We start from the raw sequence: 20,663 nt of genomic DNA on the forward strand, positions 1-20,663 counted from the left end.
TTAATTAGGAGGCGTTAAAATGTCTGAAAGTAAAGTGACAAACAGTCTAAAAACACATACAGAAGGAAGAAACCTGATTATTGAAAGAGTTTTCGATGCACCAAGGGATCTCGTTTTCAAGGCCTTTTCACAAAAGGAGCATTTAGAAAATTGGTGGGGACCTAAAGGATGGAAAACTACGGTTCATCAGTTTGAGTTCAAGCCTGGTGGAGTATGGCACTATTGCATGCGTTGTGTAGACAAAAACCAGGGAGACTTTTACGGCATGGAATCCTGGGGGTTATCCGAATATAAAGAAATCGTCGAGCCTGAACAAATCGTCTACACCGATGCGTTCTCGGATGCAGAGGGCAATAAAGCGGATGGGATGCCAGAGACTCTCATTACAATGACTTTCCTCGACCATGGCGGAAGAACGAAAGTGATTTCCAGATCTGAATTCGCTACGGAAGAAGCCCTCAAGCAAGTCAAAGATATGGGCGTTGTGGAAGGCGTCACATCCCAATACGAACGATTCGACGAGTACCTTCAACAACTTCAATAGGTATGTAAAAACAACGGGCTTGAATCTTCAAGTCCGTTGTTTTCTTCATTACTCAAACGATTTAGCGGTTTCAATCAGGTCTTCCTTCGTGATTTCTGTATCTGACTGTTCTTTGTAATAAGATAACGTATAGTTTATGTTGTCTTTTTTCAATTCAGGACCATATTTCCCGTCTCGTTTTCGGCAAATTGTCCTTTAAGTTCACCTATATCAACCGTTTCGTACTCCATATCCGGATGAACATCTAAATCGTTTACGATCTCGAGTCCCATGAGGTTTCGATTCCCTTCTTCTGAACTCGTAAAATCAATCATGATGACAGTATCATCTTTCCCTTCACCGAGTTCGATAGGCGGATTCAAGTCTGCCTGACCTTCACCAAAAGGAAGTTTCGTAGGTACCTTGGGTTGGAAAGCCCTCTCTTCAAGCTCTTCTTTTAACTTCGTATTATCATAATCATATAAACTTCCATCGCTGCTGCATCCTGCCAGAATCAATACAACAATGAAAACCATAGACAACCATTTTTTCAATTTTGCACCCTCCACTTTTAAATCCAACTCCCCAATATCTGAAAAAGTCCATAAAGAACCGCAAGGGCTGGAGCAACCACGCAAACTCCGATGAACAAAGATTTCAGGATATCTAAAATCAGCGGCGGTTGTTTCATTTCAGTTGTTTCTGATATTAGACTTTGTAACGACTGATTGATACTTTTCAATTCCTCGAGTATTTGTTTTTCTGTGTTGTTTTCCATCGTTACCTCACCCTTACGTATTTTTATATGCCTCTTTTAGTAAAGATTGTTGTTTTTCACAACTCCATTGGAGTGGCTTGGAAATCGCTTTTCGCGGTCGATCTGCAAGCCTCCTCGCTCACTAGTGGTAATAGTCGAAACTCCTTCATTAGAAAAAACTTTTATATAGAAGAAAGATTGTGGTATATGGTCCACGCAAGAAGTCCGCCTGCTGTCGCAATAAAGACCACATTGAAGAAAAGAGTTTTCTTTTTACCATCCAGTAAATCTCTAATCATGATATGTATACCTTGAAACATCATTAAGACGATTAAAAACAGGCTGCCAATATGATCATTGAAAGGATTTTCATCAAAAAACATTTGAATGGCTCCAATAATTAACGGTACATAAATAATCGTAAACACGATATTCAATCTTTTTTTCATGTGATCACCTAACTCTCAGTTGTTTGCTTTATGTCGTAAAATACGGCAAGTAATACACCACCGTGATGATTCCACTCGATACGAGATAAATGAGTGTTCCTATGATGAAAGGATTGAAGCTCAGGCTGAATGGTTTGATTTCCCCTGCATTCACACCTGTGGTCCCTTTAATGCTTGCATTCACTTGGTTGTTAGACATTTTTCCATTGAGCATCCCCATCCACACAACTATGAAAAGGAGTAAGCCGCATAAAAACATCGACTCCATAAAACTCCATCCTACTAATCTAGCAAACAACCAGGATAATCCGGTATTGAACATGATTGTTGCAATGACCAAAAGAAACTTCATCAAACCACCTCTTCCTAAAATACTTAATACAGTTTATACGGGAATGGTTCGCGAAAAGTTCCATGAAATTCCCAGTTTTTTCAGGTTCTTCTGCATATAACTCAATAAACCCACAACTAACATATTTTACTAATCAGCTTTGGTTAAGATAAAATAAGGGGCAGATTGTTTTACAAGGAGATATTGAATATGATGCTTCGGTTTGGGTATGTTTCGACGGCACTTCATCTGTGGGAATCATCCCCTTCAAGGACATTGACTTTTACGAATTGGATGAAGCTTAATACGAACCAGCGCAAGGAAAAACTTTTACATGCGACGGCTCAGAATCTGAACAATACGAAACGGGCATTATTCTATAACATCGCTCAAGGCATCCACCTTTACCGGATGTCTTCTTCCCTCGTGCCGCTTGCGACCCATCCTGAGGTGAAATGGGATTATATAACACCGTTCCGGGAGCAGTTCCAGGAGATCGGTGAGATTGTCAAAAAGCACTCATTGCGCGTGAGCTTCCACCCGAATCAGTTCACTCTGTTCACAAGCGATAAAGAGCACGTGACCCAAAACGCAATTACGGATATGGACTATCATTATAAAATGCTTGAACTGATGGGATTACATGACCAGGCAACGATGAACATCCATGTCGGCGGAGCTTATGGGGACAAAGAAAAAGCCATCAGCCGCTTTCATGATAATATCGAAAAACTGGACAACCCGATTAAAAAGCAGGTCACACTTGAAAATGATGATAAAACCTATACAGCACAAGAAACGCTGGCGGTTTGTAATGACCACGCATTGCCGATGATCTTCGATTACCATCATCACTGGGCAAACCCCGGAAATGAATCGGTAGAAGAATTGCTTCCTGAAATCTACACGACCTGGAAAAACACGGAGCAACAGCCGAAATTTCACCTTTCCTCACCAAAGTCAGATAAGGAATACCGCTCCCATGCGGATTATGTTGATCTTAAATTCGCCTTACCATTCATCAAAGATCTCATCGCCTTTGGTAAAGACGCCGACATTATGATCGAGGCCAAATCAAAGGATAAAGCGGCATTGCGTCTAGTCGAAGAATTAGCAGCATTACGTGGGTTCAAACGGATTGACGGAGCTGTGATTGAAGTGTAGTTAAATAAAGACTGTTTTTGCATAGATTGTTGTTTTTGGAAATATACTCGTTTTCCGCGGGCTAGAGAAAAGCGGAAGCGACCCGGTTAGGCACGTAGGTCACTGGAAAATTGACGAGGAGACTTTCGCCGCCGCAGGAAGTTTGAAGTGATCCAAATGACTGGTTGCTGATCTAGACATCAATTCCTTGCATTTACCTACTTTCGCAAGCCTCCTCAGCTCGTTCCTCGCTTGCGGGGTTTCGCTTAGCTTGCTTTTCCAGCTGGAGTCTCGCATATTTCCACTGCCAAAGGTTTCAGCATCTTTCTTTACAACATTCCATTACCAAAAAAATTATAAAAAACAGCCTAAATAAAAATACCCTGAAGCGCTCTCCAGGGCAAAATCCATTATAGTGATTGCACGAACTCAGTGACGACTTCATTGAAATTTTCAGGTTCCTCAAGGAAAGGACAATGGCAGCTGTCTTCGAATACGATCAGCTGTGAATTCACGATGTGTTTATTCAAGTACTCGCCTGCTTCGACCGGAATAAGTTTCTCCGCTCTTCCGAAACATAGCAGAGTCGGTACTTTTATGCTTTCGAACTGGTTACGGTAGTCAACGACAGTCTGATCAAACAAGATTGCGCTTGATACAGACTCCGGAAGCTTCGTCGTTTCCTCCAGCATCCAATCAAATTCTTTCTGTGGAAGCTCCTCCTTGAACATAAGCGGGATGAACTCGGTAAGGAAACCGACGCGATTATTCTGAACTTCCCGCATCAGATGGATGAGCGTCTGGAAGTCGAAAGCACCGCTCGGGAAGTCATCCCATTTGAAGTCAGATGCTAATTCATCCACGATGACCGTTCCCTTCACATTGTCTTCCCCGAATTGCTGCAGATAGTCCCAAACCACGAACGCCCCCATCGACCAGCCAACCAGCACAACATCCTTCAGTTCCATTTTTTCGATAAAAGTGTGCAGATCACGAGCATAATTCGCAACGGTGTGCCCGTGGTGAACCTTCACTGATTGCCCATGTCCCCGTAAATCCAGTAATATCACACGATGGTCTTTCCTGAAGTGTTCCGTTTGTTTTTTGAAAAAGCGGCTGCTCATCCAAACCCCATGAATGAAAATGACCGGGACTCCTTCACCCACATCCTCATAGTACAATTCCACCTGATCTTCAACCTCAAAATACGGCATCCTTTGACCTCCCCCAATTTAAAAATTCAATCATTCCATTCTATTGTTTTATGCTGGACAAATATGCTTATATTAATATCCCCTTCAACCAAGCCCTTGGCTGATAAGGTCCAACCGGCAACTGGATGAGGCTCGTTTTTTTCTCATCTAACTTGTAAATGGCGTCGGTTGTGGCGACATCAAACCCAAGCAGTGGGTGCCCCGCCATGTCGAGGGCAGATGCGCTCAATAACAACCGCTGCAAAAGCATGCCTGTCTCCATCTGTTGGAACCGGTAACCTCGATACCCCATCTCCTTTTTCAAATGATCCCGTGTGCCGACGATATGCAAACAAAGCGGAACTTGATAGAGATTGAGATTATGAGTGGTCATTCCGTACTGCAATTGAAGCCGGAAATCACCCGGTTGGACAAGTGTCAACGAGTGTTCGGCGGGGTTATAACGGTAGGCTCCATGTGGGATATCCTCAACATTGTAAAAACAACCGAAAATCTCGAGACCGGCATCACTGCCAAGGTCATTTTTATAAACGAATGCTCTGCTCGCTTCTTTTAATAAAATAGACAACTGTTGTTGGGTCACTTTTTCCATGATGAAATCCATTTCTGGGGAGTAACGATTCTGGCAAACAGCGGTAAAATCCTTCTCCAACGGCTCGTGATGCTGTAGGAAAAGCGTTTGTCCGGTTTTCTCCTTATGAACCGGTTTCTGCAATGAGCAAAAGGATTCCGTCGAGGCGATTAAGGCTGCTTCATTCATTTCTAAGAGCAGCGGATATTCCAACACTTTTTTCGAGCGTACATAATGATCTGTCTCCAATTGCGGTATCGTTTCAATTAACTTAGAAGCAGTTTGCACGCTACCTGCTGCCAACCCAACTTCACGTTCAGAAAGTGGGATAACCGCATATGTGCTTTCCTCCGCTTCTTTCAACCCAAGCAGATGGTTGACCGCACGATCGAGAAACTGGAAATGCACCCTGGAGGAGAAACCGCAACGTTTTCCCACTTCAAGCAGCTGGCCGATCAATGCGCCGGCATCCAGTCCTTGCAGTCGATAAGCGAAGTTGTTGTACTTGAAAAAGTTCTTCCAAAACATCGTTGAGACAAAGACCACACCGAAACAATCCGCAACCTCACAACGCCTTCCAAGCGCTGCAGTAAAATAGCTGTCGAAATTCCCTTCCCGTAGCAAATCGAGGCGATGATGGGCAGCATCATAATGATAGATGCCTTCGGATAAGCCCTCAATTTTCAAATAGACATATAATTCATTCGGGTACAATCCCCCACCTGACGGAACAAAGCGTCGAAGTTGGATGAAATCAGGTGAATCCATATAAGATGACTGCGACATTTGAGTCAATCCGTACGTGTACCAAAGGAAATCTCCGATATTCTCAATCGACGGACGGGTGCACTCTCCAGGTTCTTTTAACGGAATTCCTGGCGAAAACGATTTTGCAGGGAGATTCCGATAAAGCTTATATGGGAGCGGTGCATCCTCCCAGTCTGCTTCCCAATCCGTCGGCTTTACTTGACTGATGCCATAATGAAGATTGTGGAGAAATTCATCCAAGTCCACCCTTCACCCTCCTCTCATCTTTTATGGAAACGGATGCGGTTTTGGGTTGAGCTGATCGTACGTAAGCTGCTCCTTGTAATAGCCGAGCTCCGCCGGTACCGTCAACACACGCTCTAAGCCTTTCACCCTTTTAAAGTCATTGCCGAACGTCATCGGCAGCATGCCCGGAATCAAGACTTTGACACATTGCAAATCGTTACGCCTTATTTCTGGTGTCGTCTGGTCTACCACAATGACCTCGAGCTCCAATTTCTTGAATACGTCAAGAACATCCGTTAGATCATCAGTCAGATCTGAGTGACGATGTTTCCAGTTGAACGCCTCATCAAATGTTTGGGTCCGCCGGTTTTCATCCAGTAAAAATTGAAGTCGCTCTTCTGCCTCTTTTAACCCGTACAGCATTGCGTGATCATCCATACTTTTAACAAGGGAGGAATCCTGGTACAGTTCGAGATATTCCGACTTGCCCGATTCGAATTTTTCCTCAAACGACATCACCATGCCAGCGAGTTCGTACACCGCACTCTTCGCCGCCCTTAGGGGATCGAGATGGGCACCAGCTGCACAAAGGAGGTTCATCCCCCTTTGTTTTCGGTTCTTGACCATCGCCCACACACTCGGGATCCCATGCTCCAGCGTCGCGTTGTATAGGTACAGCTCATATCCACCGATCTCTCGCATCTGTTCGACCATAAGCTTCAGTTCCTTGTCTCCTGCGGACATAGGATCCAACCGCGGCAGATTAAGCTGAGCGTACCAGGTCATGAGGAAAGCATCCCGCTCAATGACTTCCATGATTCCGTAAAAAATCGCTTCTTCAAGCGTACCGCCGAGCGCGCACCCATTCGAGGTTTCATAGACAAAACCATCCCCACACCCCATGCTGTAATAGGCCAGCAGTTCAGGAACAAGGATAGGTCGATCTTGTAAAAACGAGTGTCCCCACACCCAGTTCATCTCGTTGTCAGGATCGAACTTCACGTATGGGAAATCGGATTTTGCATACACATCATCTTCGTGGACACCAATCTTCAAAGGATGAAGCGCTTTTCCTCCAAGGTTGCGATAGCTGTCTCTGATGAGGGTCCTTTTTCCGCGAACACCGAGTCCGCAAGAGCGTTCCAATGCTTCTAAAATCGCAGTCGATTCACTTAGTTCGTAAGAATGTGTCCTGCCGGCAGTCCCTTCACTCCGATTGAACAGCGGCAGATTGACGATGACATCTGCAAACAACGTCACGGAGTCGTACATCTTCCGGTTCATCATTCCAGTACGAGTGTCGAGGTAATCGTTTGCGAGCACCTTTTGCAATTCATCCATCTGTCGGCATCGGAAACTGTCCGGACTTACTTTCGGACTCGGTTTCAACGTGATCTGGGCTGCTGTCTCTGAATCGTCCGGGAGCTTGCTGCAAACAGGACATACAGCCTCAGGTAAAATAAACCGCCACTTGCCATCCATTGTTTTCAGGTTGATCAGATAAATATGGTCAGTGGATTGCGGTTTCTCCCCTTCAAGTACTTTTTTTGCTTCTGCCTCAATCAAATGCGTCATTTGCAGGAGGGCTGAGTTGGAAGCCCAGGCATCAGGCTGAAAGCTGTCTTGTTGCGCTAACCGTTTTTCCCTCAGATCCCACATCTCTTCTTTCTCATGTCCTGCGATCAAGAGGCGTGTATCCGCGCAATAGGAGCATCCTGGCTGATCCGGCTGGACGAGCGGTCCGATAATCCCTTCACCGAATGATAGGAATCCCCGCAACCAGGAGATGCGCAGGCCACGGTACACGTCCTCTGCTTGTTGGTGAACTGACGGGACCCACGTATCATGTAAAACGAGAACAAGCTCGGTCGTTTCCGGCACATCCCTTTCGACAGCAGCAAGACGTATGATTTTGTAAGTCCGTGAAAGTTTTTCACAGACATTGTCCGCAAGCGTTCCATGTCCGACGACAAGCACAGTACTCACAATAATGGCGCCTCCTTTCTCAGCATGACGCCGACCATGACTGCCTGCTCTTTTTTCAACAGCGGTTCCATCGGTAATCTGAATACGTCAAGTTTGCGGCGATTTTTCTGTAGTGTTTCTAATCCATTCTGAAGACTTTCTACCATTTCTGATGGCCAGATCTCAATTTCCACTGGGGCTATTTCCTGAACAGATACTTGTGATAGCTCAATGACCTGCGTTGCCAGGTTCGTCTCCTTGTTCTGTCCCTTCATCACCGCATGTTGAAGCGTATTGCGGAGGGCGATCGTCGGATTCAGACCGGTGCTACCATACCAGCGGTTTTTCACCTTGATCCAAATAACTGGGAATCCCGCAGTTTCTCTCCCAAAATAGATTTCTGGTTCTCTGTCCATCGTTTTCAGTACCTTCAAATAATACTGGCAATGCTGATCAGTAACTTTAGTCAAACTCACACGGGAGACCCTGGGATTTTCTGTGCGTGTTTGCAGTTCCTCAAGCAAGCATTTTTGCACAGCACGGAAAACGCCCTCCGCAGGCGTTTCACCAGCACCGATTCCGACGAACTTTTCGGCTCGGTCTTGCATCTGCAGTTTTTCAATGAACCTCTCTCCATACCTTTCCAGTCCCGTGAGGCCAGCTTCTCGACGTGCTTCCTCATGTGTCAGCCCGATGCAGATTTGTGCAGGTAAAAGTTCTGCAGGACCCTCTGAAAGCGGGTCGACTACTTGGATTTCGCACTGTGAAAGTGGGATCTGATTCAAATCTCTTTCTATCCAGCGGTGAAAAACGCCTGAGACCTCCGAGGTCAACTGACTGAAGCTCAAGAATAAATTCGTATCCCTATTCTGTTTTTCAAAAATCTCCTCTTCATCCATCCACTCGATCCGTTCTCGGGTGTTTGGCTGCGGCAGAAAAGGATGCCATTTCCCATCCAGCGTGAACAAATCCAAAAGGTAGAATTGATGGCGGTCCGTCCCTGTAACCTCCGTGATTTTTTTAAACAGTTCAAATGCGCAAATGTTGGCTAGCATCGCTCCGGCTGTTGAGGAGGATGAATCCGATCGCTGTGCTTTTTCAAAAACAGTGTGATGAATGCTTTGCCACGCAGTCTCCCAACCTACTTCAGAACCTGAATGGACGACTGGACCGGCAATCCCGAATCCGTCAAGGGACACTGCCGGGATGAACATTTTCTTCCCATTGCGGCACGCCGATTGGATCGTGCAGAGCTCCTCTACTTCACCTTGTTGAGAAACATATAAAACACAGTCGAAGGGTTCAATGAGATCATGCCATGAAATTCCCCTCTCAGCCTGGGAGATCGTGCTGAGCGCTACCTCGGGATCGGTTTTCCGAGCTTGCACAGTAAGTTCAGATAACCGTTTCCGATTCGTAGGCATGGAGCCCGTGATCATCGTATGGAATGTCGGCAATCCCGATTCAAGCAATGCCGAAACCAGAGATAAAAAAATCGGTCCGGCACCGATTGCCAGCACGTTCGCTTTCCGGTATTCTTGGAAACGATACGCACCTGAACCGCCGGAACTGTTCAGAAACTCGATCTGGGACGAATACTTTTTTAAAATCTCCTCCTTCAAATCATGAGGACTATCCTGGCTAAGGTCCCGCAGGAATCCGTTCTTATACAGCGTTTCAGTAATTTCATAGACCCGGTCCCTGTAAGGCTCGGGCAAGCCGTCCGTCATGTCCCTTAATGAAAAATCCCCGCTGTACATCGGGAGCAATTTTTCAACCCACTGATTGATTGACTTCCCTTGCATCCTGAAGGATCCCGAATTGTTTCGGAAATACACGCTGTCCTTCGCATCAGGGGAGAAAAAAGTATCCCTATTCACTTTCAAACGCATCGAAGGGCTCAATTTCATCATTCCGCTCCTCCTTAACTGAGATCTGGGGTGGTCTGTTTTATCGGATTGCTTCATATGAGTGTATGTATGAGGATTTGTCTTATATTCGTAATTATTGGTCATTGAAAAAGAACCCCAGCTTTAGCTGGGATTCTCTTTGAAACCTTCTGATCAACCGCCTCCGCACGGGCCAGGGCCGCCGCCACATGGACCTCCGCATCGGCCACCACATCTGCCGCCGCCACATGGACCTCCGCAATGACCACCACATGGGCCGAAGCAACGTCCGCCACATGGACCGAAGCAACGTCCGCCACATGGGCCGAAGCAACGTCCGCCACATGGGCCGAAGCAACGCCCGCATGGACCAAAACATGGACCTATGAAAACACATAATCTTGCTTCTTCTTCATAATCTTCATGATGGCTGCTCGGGACGAATTCATTTGCGTTGAAGTCGCCAATGTCTAGTCCCTGAAGATCTTGTCGGAACTCATTCATCGCATTTCCCCCTATCCTTCAAAACTTGAATGGACTGTTATATGAATACATGCTGGAAAAATTACAACTCTCTTCAACACTGTATGAGGAAGGGTCGGGGGTTGTTACAATTCAACTTGTCTCTATTTTTGTTAGAGAGATGGGGGGTTTTTAAAAAGCTTTTGAATAATAGAAGGGAGGCGGTTTTCTCGAAAAATCGTTTCATATTTTATTTGGAATGACTTCTTTGCGGAATCTGTGCATTTTTCAAGATAATCTGTTCACTTCTCATATTTACAGTAAAAACCCCCGGTCTGCATCGGCATCCCGGAGGTATAGCTTACATGTATTTTAGTGTTGTACTGCTTTTGCTGCGTTCAAACGTCCATTTTGGAAGAGGGTTCCTGTGCCTCTTACGTCATCTGCTGTTTCTTCCAGGGCTGTACGGATTTGTTCAGCACTTTTACCTTGAGCGGCAAGCAATCCAGCAACACCTGCCACAACCGGTGATGCCATCGATGTTCCAGAGTAACTTGCATATCCGCCATTCGGAATCGTCGAGTAGATGTCAACGCCAGGTGCTGCGATATCAACCCAGGTTCCGTAGTTGGAGAAATAGGCAATCGTATCATTCTGATCCGTTGCTGCTACCGCGATCGCATTTTCATAAAACGCCGGATAGCTTGGCAATGGTGTGCTTGAGTTCCCTGCGGCTGCTACGACAACAGAGCCTTGCTCCCACGCGTAGTTAACTGCATCTTCTAAGGTTTGAGTGCCGACTGCTCCACCAAGGCTCAAGTTGATTACCTGGGCACCTTGATCTGCCGCATAACGGATTCCTTGAGCGACATCATCAAGAGAACCGCTCCCATCTGCATCTAGTACACGGACAGGAAGAATGGATGCTTCAGGTGCCAAACCTGCGATTCCTTCGCCATTATCAGTATTGGCTGCTGCAATTCCAGCGACGTGTGTGCCATGTTCATTTTCATCGATCGCGTCATTATCATCATCGACAAAATCATAGCCTTCCAAGACTTTCCCGTCTAAATCCGGGTGATTATAATCGACGCCAGTATCGACAACAGCGATTTTAACGGATGGATCACTAAGCGTTACATCCCATGCTGCTTCTGCTCCAACTTTTTGCGGTGCATACTGTAAGGAATGATACGCAGGATCATTCGGCATGTAATTTACGTGGAGCGTCACGTTCGGTTCAGCATACGAAACGGCATCAAGAGCCTCGAATGATTCGACCGCTTCTGACACATTCCCTTCCACTTTTACCACTAAAAATTCTTCGGTCTTCTCAGTGAGTTCTCCATTTACCTCGGCTAAGACTTCGTCTGTAATTGATGATGTGATCGACTCTTCAAAATGGACGATTACTTCCTGCGGTGCCGACTGCTCCGTAATCGGCTTGAAGGTCGGTTCTTTTTCGCTTGAACCTGCTGCGGATGCTGGTACTGCCATCCCAATGACTAGAGATAAGGATGCAACGAATGTCCCAAGACGTTTTAACATAGAATCACTCCCCATATGTATTGACCTAAAAAGTTTCTAGGTGTTAGGAGAGGATTCTACAATATTCTACAATTCCCTTTAATGTTATCTTGAAATAATGATATTTTACTATATTAAAAGAGAAACGTGCTAATAGATGGTCATGAACACCTAATTAAGTTTATAGGCAATCCCCAAACATCGCCCCACAAAATAGACAGGAATTGCTTTTTATGAATAAAAAAGGTGAATAGGGTTTGTTCGGAATCCGAAACATTTCTTTTGACTCTATTATTTGATAGGGGTAAGATACACTTATCATTTTACAGATAGGAAAGAGATGAGGGCTTTGTCCAAACCGGCAACGTATATTTTATTACTCTTGTTGATGATGATCTGGGGATTCAATGTCATAGCTATCAAGTTGGTCGTAAATTACTTCGATCCGATCACAATCACCGCTTTCCGCATTTTGACTGCTGGGATTGTCGTCCTAATCGTACTGACGGCCAAAAATGAATTCCGTAAAATGACACGACAGCAGTTTGTCTATGTCACAATCGGTGCCTTGACAGGGATCACAGGTCATCACTACTTCCTCTCGATGGGATTGACGATGACCACAGCTTCGAATACAGGGCTGATTATCGCCCTGGTCCCGTTAATGACCTCTCTCCTGGCGATCGTGTTCCTCGGAGATCGGTTGACACTTTTACGATTGATCGGCATATTCCTCGGACTCATCGGGGTTTCTTTTATCGTATTGAATGGCTCAGGAGAGCTTTCGAGCATATCCCGCGGGGACTTCTATATTTTCCTTTGTGTGATTGCCCAGGCTGTCAGCTTCATTACTATTAAAAAAGCGACGGAAACGATGGGTGCGAGACTAATCACATTCTGGATGCAAATCATCGGATCAGCCTTCTTGTTCCTTATCAGCCTGAAAATGGAACCACAAGGAATGGAAAGCCTTACGACCGGAAAACCATGGATATGGGCTGTGTTCGCTGCTTCTGCCATCCTTGCGACAGGTCTCGGTCACATGTTCTACAACCGGGCGATCCACGATCTTGGAGCAGGAGAAACAGCGATTTTCATCAATCTTACACCATTCTTCTCGTTGACCGGGTCTTATCTATTTTTGAACGAAACCATCGCCGCGGCCCAGTTATTCGGATTCATTTTCATCGTTTCCGGAGTTGTATTGGGAACCGGAGCATTGGAAAACAGAAGACATTATAAAGTGCAGCGGATCCAGAAAAAAGAGAGCGATTTTTCATGAATGGCGAAATTGTCACATAATTTTAAAAATTATCATGATTATTAAATAGGAATAAGTGGTACACTAGCATTGAAGGAGTTGATAACAATGCGTAAACGTAAAACCTCATTTAAACAATTAGTCATAGAAAATAGAAACAACTTGATCAATAATCCACAAGAGATGGAAAAGATCGAGAAAAAGCTTGAGAAAAAGCAATTGAATAAATCATCCTAATTAAAGAAAACTTGGAAAAGCCAAGCCTTAGCGAAGGCTTAGCCAGTATTCATACTTTCTTTAAGTGCAAGCTAAGGAGCTGACCCATAATGGATCAGCTCCTTTTTCTTCGATCAAAAGGGACTTTTAGGCTTGGTTCACTTTACATTGCTCGAGAGCAGCATCCCAATTCGGAAAGTAATACAATGCGTTTTTCATTAGCTCTGGGTTGGACTTTTTAACCTGTTTCTTTCGAAGCGGCTCTCCTTCCTTTTTTGCTAAATCAGAAATTTTCTGGACAACTTCATCAACGCTCATACTTACTTCCATTTTATTCCTCCCTTGTTTTGTTACCTCCATTCTTCCCTATTCTTACTCAAACATACTTGCTTTTTTCAAGTGATTCTCGGTGAAACGGTTGGTTCTGTCACAGTCAATGTGCGGTTGATTGTATCCATTAGTGCCAGTGCCCCGATCGGTATGGCAGCTTTATACGTGCCGTGACCGGTGGCTAAATTCGTCATCAGCGGTTTCCCAAGCGGGACAAGAAAATCATTGATCAGATCTTCATACGTCTTACCGTAGGCTTCTGGACATTCGGTGCATTCGCCCATAATAATTCCGGCACAATCGTTGAATTTACCAGCAAGCCTCAAATGTTCAAGGTACCGGTACATCGTATTGATCGGTTCATGAGTGTCTTCAAGGACCAGGATTTTCCCTTTTGTGTCGATCTCAACCGGAGTTCCTAGTGAGCCAACGAATGAAGTCAGATTCCCTCCAACAATCCGTCCTGAAACGATGCCCGGTACTTTCATGGTCAATGGCATCTCAGGAGGATTCTTGATTTGCCGCACTGGTAAAAAAGTCGAGGTCATCTCATAAAATTGATTGATATTGTAAGGTGGTGTATCCGGGGCAAAATCCTCGAGCATAAGGCTGTGGAATGTGAGTAAATCGCTGACTTGATAAAGGACATTCAATAAGATCGTAATGTCGCTATAACCGGTTAAAATTTTTGGGTTTTGTTTGATGACATTGTAGTCAAGGTATGGGAGAATCCCTCCTACACCAACACCTCCTCGAGTAGGTAAAATCAATTTGACCTGCGGATTCCGGAACATGCTCATCAAATTGGCGGCGCGATCCTTTGGAGATCCCGCAAGAAAGCCGTCGTAAGCATAAACATGTTCGCCGACGATCACATTGAACCCCATACTTTTGAGCGTGTTGATATGTGTGTCGATTACTTCTTTCTCTAACGGGCTCCCCAGTGTAACGACTCCGATCGTGTCCCCCTTCCGCAGCATCGGCGGTTTCATCACCATACGTTCTCCTCCCAACTGATTCATGCTCCCTTTTATCAGTTTATGGCGGGTGTGCAGATACATGCGTTTTTATCGTTTCGGTACGTTTTTGTAGCTATTTTCCCATTTTTGTAGATGATTTCTCATTTTTGTCATTTACCCCTCAATTTTGTAGATAATGATGGTTCGTGTGTCCTGCGATGATAATTCTAAGTATTTTTAAAGAAAAATAGATGAAGGACTGACGGTTGTCAGTCCACATTCGTATATCCTGATTTTTTAGACTTCCCGTGAAATTTTTAGACTTATTTCAAATTTTTTAGGCTTTCCTCGAAATTTTTAGACTTACGCTCATAAAGGAAACTTGGCAGAGTCAAGCCTTAGTTGCGCTTATCTTTCTATAAGTGTAAAAAAGAACTACCCCGCTTCCTTCAACAGAGGTAGTTCTCGCTTTCCTGCTTTACTTAGAGCTTCCGACTTTCATCCGGCCCAGTTTTTGCATTTGTTTATCGTGTGCTTTTTCTTGTGCTTCGATCCGGTCATTTTCAACTTCAGTGGATTGAATTTTTGTATTGGATAATGGCTTATCAACTTTCAGCTTCAGACCAGGTTCATCATGCTTGATTTCGAATGTCGCCCTTGTGGTGATCGGGGCACCGGGTTGGCTCACATAAGGCACCACACGGTAATCAGCTGTCCACTTTTCCGGGGTAATCGTGCATCGTACATACCCCCGATAATCATTGAAAAATTTGATGTGAGGATTTTCAGCTAAAAACTGAGCTGTATCCTTACGCTTCTCTGCACCGTCTCCTCCAGAGGTGATCGATGTTCCGACAAACTCAGAGCCGAGTGTTTCTGAATTCGGATCATGATAGTCCTTCTTGATGTCACCAGCCCAATTCGCATGGACATCCCCTGTCAAAACAACGAAGTTTCCAATTTTATTTTCACTGATAAAATCAAGGATACGATCACGGTTCGCGGCATATCCATCCCAAGCATCCATATTGTATTTCGGAGCATCTTTCGTATTGAAGTTCAATTGGTTGAAGAAAATCTGCTGGGCGAGCACATTCCATCGAGCTTGCGAGCGGCCTAGTCCTTCTAAAAGCCAACGTTCCTGATCCTCACCGATCAATGTCCGATTCGGATCCGTAGATGCTTCATTCGGCGGTTTGATGCCATCATCATTCGCTTGATCATCGCGATATTGACGGGTATCGAGGACATTGAATTCCACGAGATCACCGTATGTGAAGCGGCGGTACAGGTTCATGTCCGGACCTTGCGGGATGGATGATTTCCGCAACGGCATATGCTCGTAATAAGCCTGATAAGCATTCGCACGGCGCTGGATGAACTCTTCGACAGATTGACCTTTTTCAGGAATCTCATCGGCATAGTTGTTTTCAACTTCATGGTCGTCCCACGTTACGATCCAAGGACATGCTGCGTGTGCAGCTCTCAAGTCTTTGTCACTTTTATATTGAGCGAGTCTGTTACGGTAATCTTCCAGGGTAATGATTTCCGGTCCATGATGAGTCCGCACATTACCAGTCTTCGAGATATATTCGTTTGGGCCGTACTCATAAATATAGTCACCGAGATGGAAGATAAGATCCAGCTTCTCTTCTGACATATGTCGGAATGCGGTGTAATAGCCGTGCTCGAACTGTTGACAGGAAGCAAAGGCGAACGTCAGCTTTGATAACTGTTGGCCTGGAGCTGGCAGGCTTTTCGTCTTTCCGACTGGACTGATTTCGTTCCCTGCTTTGAAACGATAAAAGTATGGTTTGTTCGGTTCCATACCACCAACTTCAACATGCACTGAGTGCCCTAGTTCAGGAGTTGCCAGCTCAGTTCCCTGCTGGACGATTTTTCGGAAATTTCCGTCTTCAGCCAGCTCCCATTGGACAGGCACATTGTAATTCGGCATACCACCGCCATTCAATGGTTCAGGAGCAAGCCTTGTCCATAATACGACACTATCGGCTAGCGGGTCACCAGAAGCGACGCCGAGTGTAAAAGGATAGCTCGTAAACTGCGGAGCTGCTTCAACTCTTAGATTGTTCAATGGTTGTGTCAGCGTCATCCCCAGACCGACCACAGCAATTTTGCTCACCTTGTTCAAAAAGTCTTTACGGTTCATCGAGCGGTGCAATAACGTTTCAGGATCATGGAGCAAATGGCCGTGCTTCTCATTTCGGTTCATCAGAAAATCTCCCTTCAGCTCATGTTAATCGTAAGTACAATTGCGATTATAAGCATGCTTGGTAAATTCCGTATGAAATCCTGATAAACTTCTTTTAAAAAAGTACGAAGCAAACTTCATAGAAACCACTACGTTCGATGCGGTCGAAATGAACCATCATCTAGTAAACTAGATTTCATTCTCCCGTTTTTGGTGGCGAATCAGGCATTGGTTCCTACCCATACTCGTTCTAATCACCTGATTCTACCGATTGATGTTCCAATTACAAAACCTTCATTTCTGCTTAACAGAAGTGCTCATTTACAGGAATTAATTGCTTTCCTTTCGAAAGGTTAAATCAAAGAAGGCTATCCCTAGAGATATACCTAAAGCAATAGAAAAGATTTTATAATAATCCATTTCCGCTGGATTTAAAAAATAATTCAGAGCAATATTTGAGCTGCTTAGCAAGGTAAAAGAAATCATGAAGATGTATACTCGTTTTCTTATTTGTATCCATTTCAATTTCCTGATGTTGCTTGTGGCTGCAATGAGAAAAAAGAAAAGAGAGACAAGTAGAAAAATTACATAGCCAACTATGAATTTAACGGCTAAGGAATGTTCAATATCCTTATAAACGATCACTATTGTAACGATTGTGCTCAATATAAAAACTGAATAGAATAAAATCGGATTGAAATTGAACTGATGTCTCTTCATTCTTTCCACCTAATAACCTCTCAAAATAGTAAGCTCTTATTTTCCCGCAGATGGTACTTCCTTAACCACCACAAGCTCATCAATCTCCTCAGCAGAAACTTGGGACAAGGTATTAAAAAATTCGATCTGGAAGCTTCCGGGTCCTTCTTTCCCCACTCGTTCCGCTGCCATTTCTGCAGCGACACAATAGCTTGCGACAGCAGCAACCGAAGCCATGACCAGCTTTTTTTCCACTGCAGAAAAGGCTCCAATGACAGAGCTTAATAGACATCCGGTCCCTGTCACACTTGTCAGTAAAGCGTGCCCGTTCCGAACCACATATGTCTCCTCCCCATCAGAGACGACATCATCAACTCCCGTAACCACAGCGACAAGCCCGAGCTGTTGTGCTGCTGATTGTGCCAGTTCAATAGAGTCACGGTTTTTCTCTCCCGCATCCACGCCTTTGATCTCCCACTTCTCACCGATTACGTTGGCGACTTCTGCAGCATTTCCTCTTAAGACTGAGATCCTTATCTCTTTTAAAAGTTTCCGGGCTGTATCGGTGCGATAAGGTGTCGCACCTGCTCCTACCGGGTCAAGGATGACAGGGACACCCTGCTCGTTCGCTGCCTTTCCAGCAATGATCATTGATTCAACAACTGTTTCATCAAGCGTCCCGATATTAAGGACAAGCGCGCCTGCCACCCTGGCCATGTCTGCCACTTCCTCTTTCGCATAAGCCATGATTGGTGACGCCCCCAACGCTAACAGACCATTTGCTGTAAAATTCGTGACAACTACATTTGTAATATTGTGTACAAGCGGCTTTTCTTTTCTAACTTTGTCCAATGTATAAGCAATGGTGTTCTTCTTCATCCTCATTCAACTCCTTCTAACCTTAATTTTAGTTTCAAGTATAACAAAGTCAATGAACTGCCTTCTTAATAGCACTAACATAGACGAACATGATTGATAAGTCGTATAATTAGGAAAAAGAGAATAAAAATGGCTCTGGATAGTACTCTGTTTCAGCAGGAGAGTTGTGAATTTCACTTAAAGATAATTTCTGCACAATCAACATAACTTTTAACCAACAAAGACTGATAAAAACGATGGTGATCCTATGGAAAAAGATACAATTCTTAAATTTAACAGTTCGATTGCTCGTAAAAAACCGAACAATGTTCACCAGAAGAAGCCTTGCCCGTTCTGTGTGACGGAAGGCCTTTCAGATATATTGGAGACCTGCGACTCGATCATTCTTGTGAAAAACAAATATCCAGTTATCGAGGATGCCTTCCAAACCGTATTGATCGAAACGGATGATTGCGAATCTGAACTATCCGAGTATTCCAAACCGCATCTCTATAAGTTGATCCGATTCGGAGTCGAGAAATGGCTGGAGATTGAGGAACAAAGCAAATACCGATCCGTTGCGTTCTTTAAAAACCACGGTCCATTGTCTGGTGGATCCGTCCGACATCCCCACATGCAGATTATCGGCTTTGACAACGTCGATTATCGGGATAATCTGAGTGATGATTCTTTTGATGGGCATGTGATCCACTCATCTGATGGTGTCCATTTGAATCTCTCGACGCATCCGCGAATCGGTTTTACTGAATTCAATATTGCATTGGATGATATGGAAAAGATCGATCAGGCGGCTGACTACATCCAGAAAACGGTCCATTATGTTGTGAACCATTTCAATGGCCGCGGCTGTTCGAGCTATAACCTCTTTTTCTATCATTGGAATGGTAAGATCTATATCAAAGTCATTCCTCGTTATGCGACAACACCGTTGTATGTCGGCTATGGGTTTCGCCAGGTTTTCAGCAACCCGCATCAACTGATTGAAGATGTTCAAAACCGGTATTTTTAAGGGGGAAGGTTATGACGAATACGACTTTTTCTGTGGACAAGATCGCCCTCCGCAGATTCCTTTTATCTAAACAAGCACTCTTAGGGTTGGAGCAGTCTCCTGTTCCAGACCCGCTACATATGGTAAAAAAACTCGAGTGTGTCCAATTGGATCCTGTTTCGGTCGTTGAGCGGAACCAGCACCTGGTGTTGGCCGCGCGGATTCCTGGGTATGATCCGAAGCAGTTGGACGACCTTTTGGAGGAAGGGAAAGTGTTCGAGTATTTTGCGAATGCCGCGTGTGTCATCCCAATCGAGGATTTCCCGATGTTCAAACCGACACGAGAACGGATTCAACGTAAGGTTGCTGAATCATTAGAACAATTAGGGCTTGTGGTCGATGCGGTGATCGAACAATTAAAATCTGAGGGTCCGCTTCCTTCCCGTGCTTTCCAGTCTGAAAAACGTGTGCACGGCTATTGGGATAACAAGACTCCGAAAACGAAAGAAACCTCTCTCGCTTTGAATCTGTTGCTGGATTCCGGTGTGATCCGAGTGGTTAGACGCGATAGGACAGAACGCTATTTTGACATAACAGAACGTACAGTCGGTGCCGATTTATTGAAAAAGACGAAAGCAATGGATGAAACGACTGCTCGTGCATTGTTGATTGAAAAATACTTACGTGCCTATCGTGTGTTCGATCCGCGTGATGCCCGTTTCGGTTGGCAAAAACTGACCGCTGCAGAACGACGGGAAGAAGTTGAAAAACGCGTTGCTTCTGGTTCGGTCACTCCACTTGAAATCGATGGGGTGAAACGGCAGTATTATATGTTGACCAAGGACTTAGATGAGCTGGGGACATTCGTGCAGGATGTACGTAACAGAGACTCCGTGAACCTTGATGATGCGCTTACCTTTTTACCGCCGCTTGATAATTTGTTATGGAGCCGCGATCGTATTAAAGATTTATTCGACTTCGACTATAAGTGGGAAATCTACACACCACGAATGAAGCGCAAATATGGACCGTATGCGATGCCGATCTTATGGGGTGACCGATTGATCGGCAGGATGGATCCACAAATCGATCGTAAAAATGGTGTGTTGATCGTTCGCTTGCTTCAGCTCGAACCATGGGTGGAGAAAACAACTGGGCTACAGATCAAGTTACGCGAAGCCCTGGAAAAATTTGCTGTATTCAACTGTGCAGCCGATGTCCGCATTGAGAATTCGGATGTGAAAATGAAATTGTAGTTTCGCTCCTATGTTGTAAGAGATCATCACCAATAAGAT

20 protein-coding genes are annotated in these 20,663 nt (G+C 44.8%); 6 read left to right on the forward strand and 14 right to left on the reverse strand.

From position 1 onward, the window contains the following. The first annotated feature begins 19 nt into the window (after positions 1-19). Positions 20-544 (forward strand): SRPBCC domain-containing protein, encoded by a 525-nt coding sequence (locus KOL94_RS17500; RefSeq protein ID WP_221567890.1) that lies wholly within the window; start codon positions 20-22, stop codon positions 542-544. 149 nt (positions 545-693) lie between these two features. On the opposite strand, the gene KOL94_RS17505 is transcribed toward KOL94_RS17500, so the two are convergent. The 4 genes from KOL94_RS17505 to KOL94_RS17520 all read right to left on the reverse strand — a co-directional run bounded on the left by KOL94_RS17505 (position 694) and on the right by KOL94_RS17520 (position 2,081). Next, positions 694-1,077 carry a DUF4367 domain-containing protein gene (locus tag KOL94_RS17505; protein ID WP_221567891.1) on the reverse strand — a complete coding sequence of 128 codons (384 nt, stop codon included), beginning with the start codon at positions 1,075-1,077 and terminating at the stop codon, positions 694-696. Positions 1,078-1,094: 17 nt separating this feature from the next. Continuing rightward, positions 1,095-1,301: a hypothetical protein gene (locus tag KOL94_RS17510; protein ID WP_221567892.1), complete on the reverse strand. Its 207-nt coding sequence runs from the start codon at positions 1,299-1,301 to the stop codon at positions 1,095-1,097. A gap of 161 nt (positions 1,302-1,462) precedes the next feature. Next, the gene (locus KOL94_RS17515; RefSeq protein ID WP_221567893.1) at positions 1,463-1,729 is read right to left on the reverse strand and encodes a hypothetical protein; all 267 of its coding nucleotides are present in this window, start codon (positions 1,727-1,729) and stop codon (positions 1,463-1,465) included. A 28-nt stretch (positions 1,730-1,757) separates the two neighbouring features. Continuing rightward, a complete protein-coding gene (locus tag KOL94_RS17520) occupies positions 1,758-2,081 on the reverse strand; it encodes a hypothetical protein (protein ID WP_221567894.1) in 324 nt (107 codons plus the stop codon). A gap of 189 nt (positions 2,082-2,270) precedes the next feature. Here KOL94_RS17520 and uvsE point away from each other — a divergent pair, with 189 nt between their 5' ends. Further along, on the forward strand, positions 2,271-3,224 hold the full coding sequence (uvsE, locus tag KOL94_RS17525; protein WP_221567895.1) for a UV DNA damage repair endonuclease UvsE: 954 nt from the start codon (positions 2,271-2,273) through the stop codon (positions 3,222-3,224). A 389-nt stretch (positions 3,225-3,613) separates the two neighbouring features. Here uvsE and KOL94_RS17530 read toward each other — a convergent pair whose 3' ends face one another. The 6 genes from KOL94_RS17530 to KOL94_RS17555 form a co-directional block, all read right to left on the reverse strand. Further along, on the reverse strand, positions 3,614-4,417 hold the full coding sequence (locus tag KOL94_RS17530) for an alpha/beta fold hydrolase (protein WP_221567896.1): 804 nt from the start codon (positions 4,415-4,417) through the stop codon (positions 3,614-3,616). A 67-nt stretch (positions 4,418-4,484) separates the two neighbouring features. Next, positions 4,485-6,002 carry a SagB family peptide dehydrogenase gene (locus tag KOL94_RS17535; protein WP_221567897.1) on the reverse strand — a complete coding sequence of 506 codons (1,518 nt, stop codon included), beginning with the start codon at positions 6,000-6,002 and terminating at the stop codon, positions 4,485-4,487. A gap of 21 nt (positions 6,003-6,023) precedes the next feature. Beyond that, positions 6,024-7,970 carry a TOMM precursor leader peptide-binding protein gene (locus KOL94_RS17540; protein ID WP_221568249.1) on the reverse strand — a complete coding sequence of 649 codons (1,947 nt, stop codon included), beginning with the start codon at positions 7,968-7,970 and terminating at the stop codon, positions 6,024-6,026. After that, entirely contained in the window at positions 7,964-9,859 is a 1,896-nt protein-coding gene (locus KOL94_RS17545) for a putative thiazole-containing bacteriocin maturation protein (RefSeq protein ID WP_221567898.1), read from the reverse strand. The genes KOL94_RS17540 and KOL94_RS17545 overlap by 7 nt, the downstream gene beginning before the upstream one ends. Before the next feature lie 150 nt (positions 9,860-10,009). Beyond that, positions 10,010-10,339 carry a heterocycloanthracin/sonorensin family bacteriocin gene (locus tag KOL94_RS17550; protein WP_221567899.1) on the reverse strand — a complete coding sequence of 110 codons (330 nt, stop codon included), beginning with the start codon at positions 10,337-10,339 and terminating at the stop codon, positions 10,010-10,012. Between the two features lie 330 nt (positions 10,340-10,669). Then, positions 10,670-11,845: a S8 family peptidase gene (locus KOL94_RS17555; protein ID WP_221567900.1), complete on the reverse strand. Its 1,176-nt coding sequence runs from the start codon at positions 11,843-11,845 to the stop codon at positions 10,670-10,672. A 328-nt stretch (positions 11,846-12,173) separates the two neighbouring features. Between KOL94_RS17555 and KOL94_RS17560 the strand changes: the two genes are divergently transcribed. Both KOL94_RS17560 and KOL94_RS17565 read left to right on the forward strand, forming a co-directional pair. Beyond that, positions 12,174-13,106 carry a DMT family transporter gene (locus tag KOL94_RS17560; RefSeq protein ID WP_260412510.1) on the forward strand — a complete coding sequence of 311 codons (933 nt, stop codon included), beginning with the start codon at positions 12,174-12,176 and terminating at the stop codon, positions 13,104-13,106. A gap of 87 nt (positions 13,107-13,193) precedes the next feature. Further along, positions 13,194-13,322 carry an FbpB family small basic protein gene (locus tag KOL94_RS17565; RefSeq protein WP_221567902.1) on the forward strand — a complete coding sequence of 43 codons (129 nt, stop codon included), beginning with the start codon at positions 13,194-13,196 and terminating at the stop codon, positions 13,320-13,322. A gap of 126 nt (positions 13,323-13,448) precedes the next feature. On the opposite strand, the gene KOL94_RS17570 is transcribed toward KOL94_RS17565, so the two are convergent. From KOL94_RS17570 to thiM, 4 genes are all read right to left on the reverse strand, one after another. Then, entirely contained in the window at positions 13,449-13,631 is a 183-nt protein-coding gene (locus tag KOL94_RS17570) for a hypothetical protein (protein WP_221567903.1), read from the reverse strand. A gap of 65 nt (positions 13,632-13,696) precedes the next feature. Then, positions 13,697-14,629 carry a S66 peptidase family protein gene (locus KOL94_RS17575; protein WP_221567904.1) on the reverse strand — a complete coding sequence of 311 codons (933 nt, stop codon included), beginning with the start codon at positions 14,627-14,629 and terminating at the stop codon, positions 13,697-13,699. Between the two features lie 439 nt (positions 14,630-15,068). Beyond that, a complete protein-coding gene (locus KOL94_RS17580) occupies positions 15,069-16,823 on the reverse strand; it encodes an alkaline phosphatase D family protein (protein ID WP_221567905.1) in 1,755 nt (584 codons plus the stop codon). Between the two features lie 735 nt (positions 16,824-17,558). Further along, positions 17,559-18,380: a hydroxyethylthiazole kinase gene (thiM, locus tag KOL94_RS17585; protein ID WP_221567906.1), complete on the reverse strand. Its 822-nt coding sequence runs from the start codon at positions 18,378-18,380 to the stop codon at positions 17,559-17,561. A gap of 247 nt (positions 18,381-18,627) precedes the next feature. Between thiM and KOL94_RS17590 the strand changes: the two genes are divergently transcribed. Further along, the gene (locus tag KOL94_RS17590) at positions 18,628-19,389 is read left to right on the forward strand and encodes a DUF4931 domain-containing protein (RefSeq protein WP_221567907.1); all 762 of its coding nucleotides are present in this window, start codon (positions 18,628-18,630) and stop codon (positions 19,387-19,389) included. Between the two features lie 11 nt (positions 19,390-19,400). Beyond that, a complete protein-coding gene (locus tag KOL94_RS17595) occupies positions 19,401-20,624 on the forward strand; it encodes a winged helix-turn-helix domain-containing protein (protein WP_221567908.1) in 1,224 nt (407 codons plus the stop codon). Positions 20,625-20,663: the final 39 nt, after the last annotated feature.

This window comes from Alkalihalobacillus sp. TS-13, from assembly GCF_019720915.1.
Classification (GTDB): Bacteria; Bacillota; Bacilli; order Bacillales; family Fictibacillaceae; genus Pseudalkalibacillus.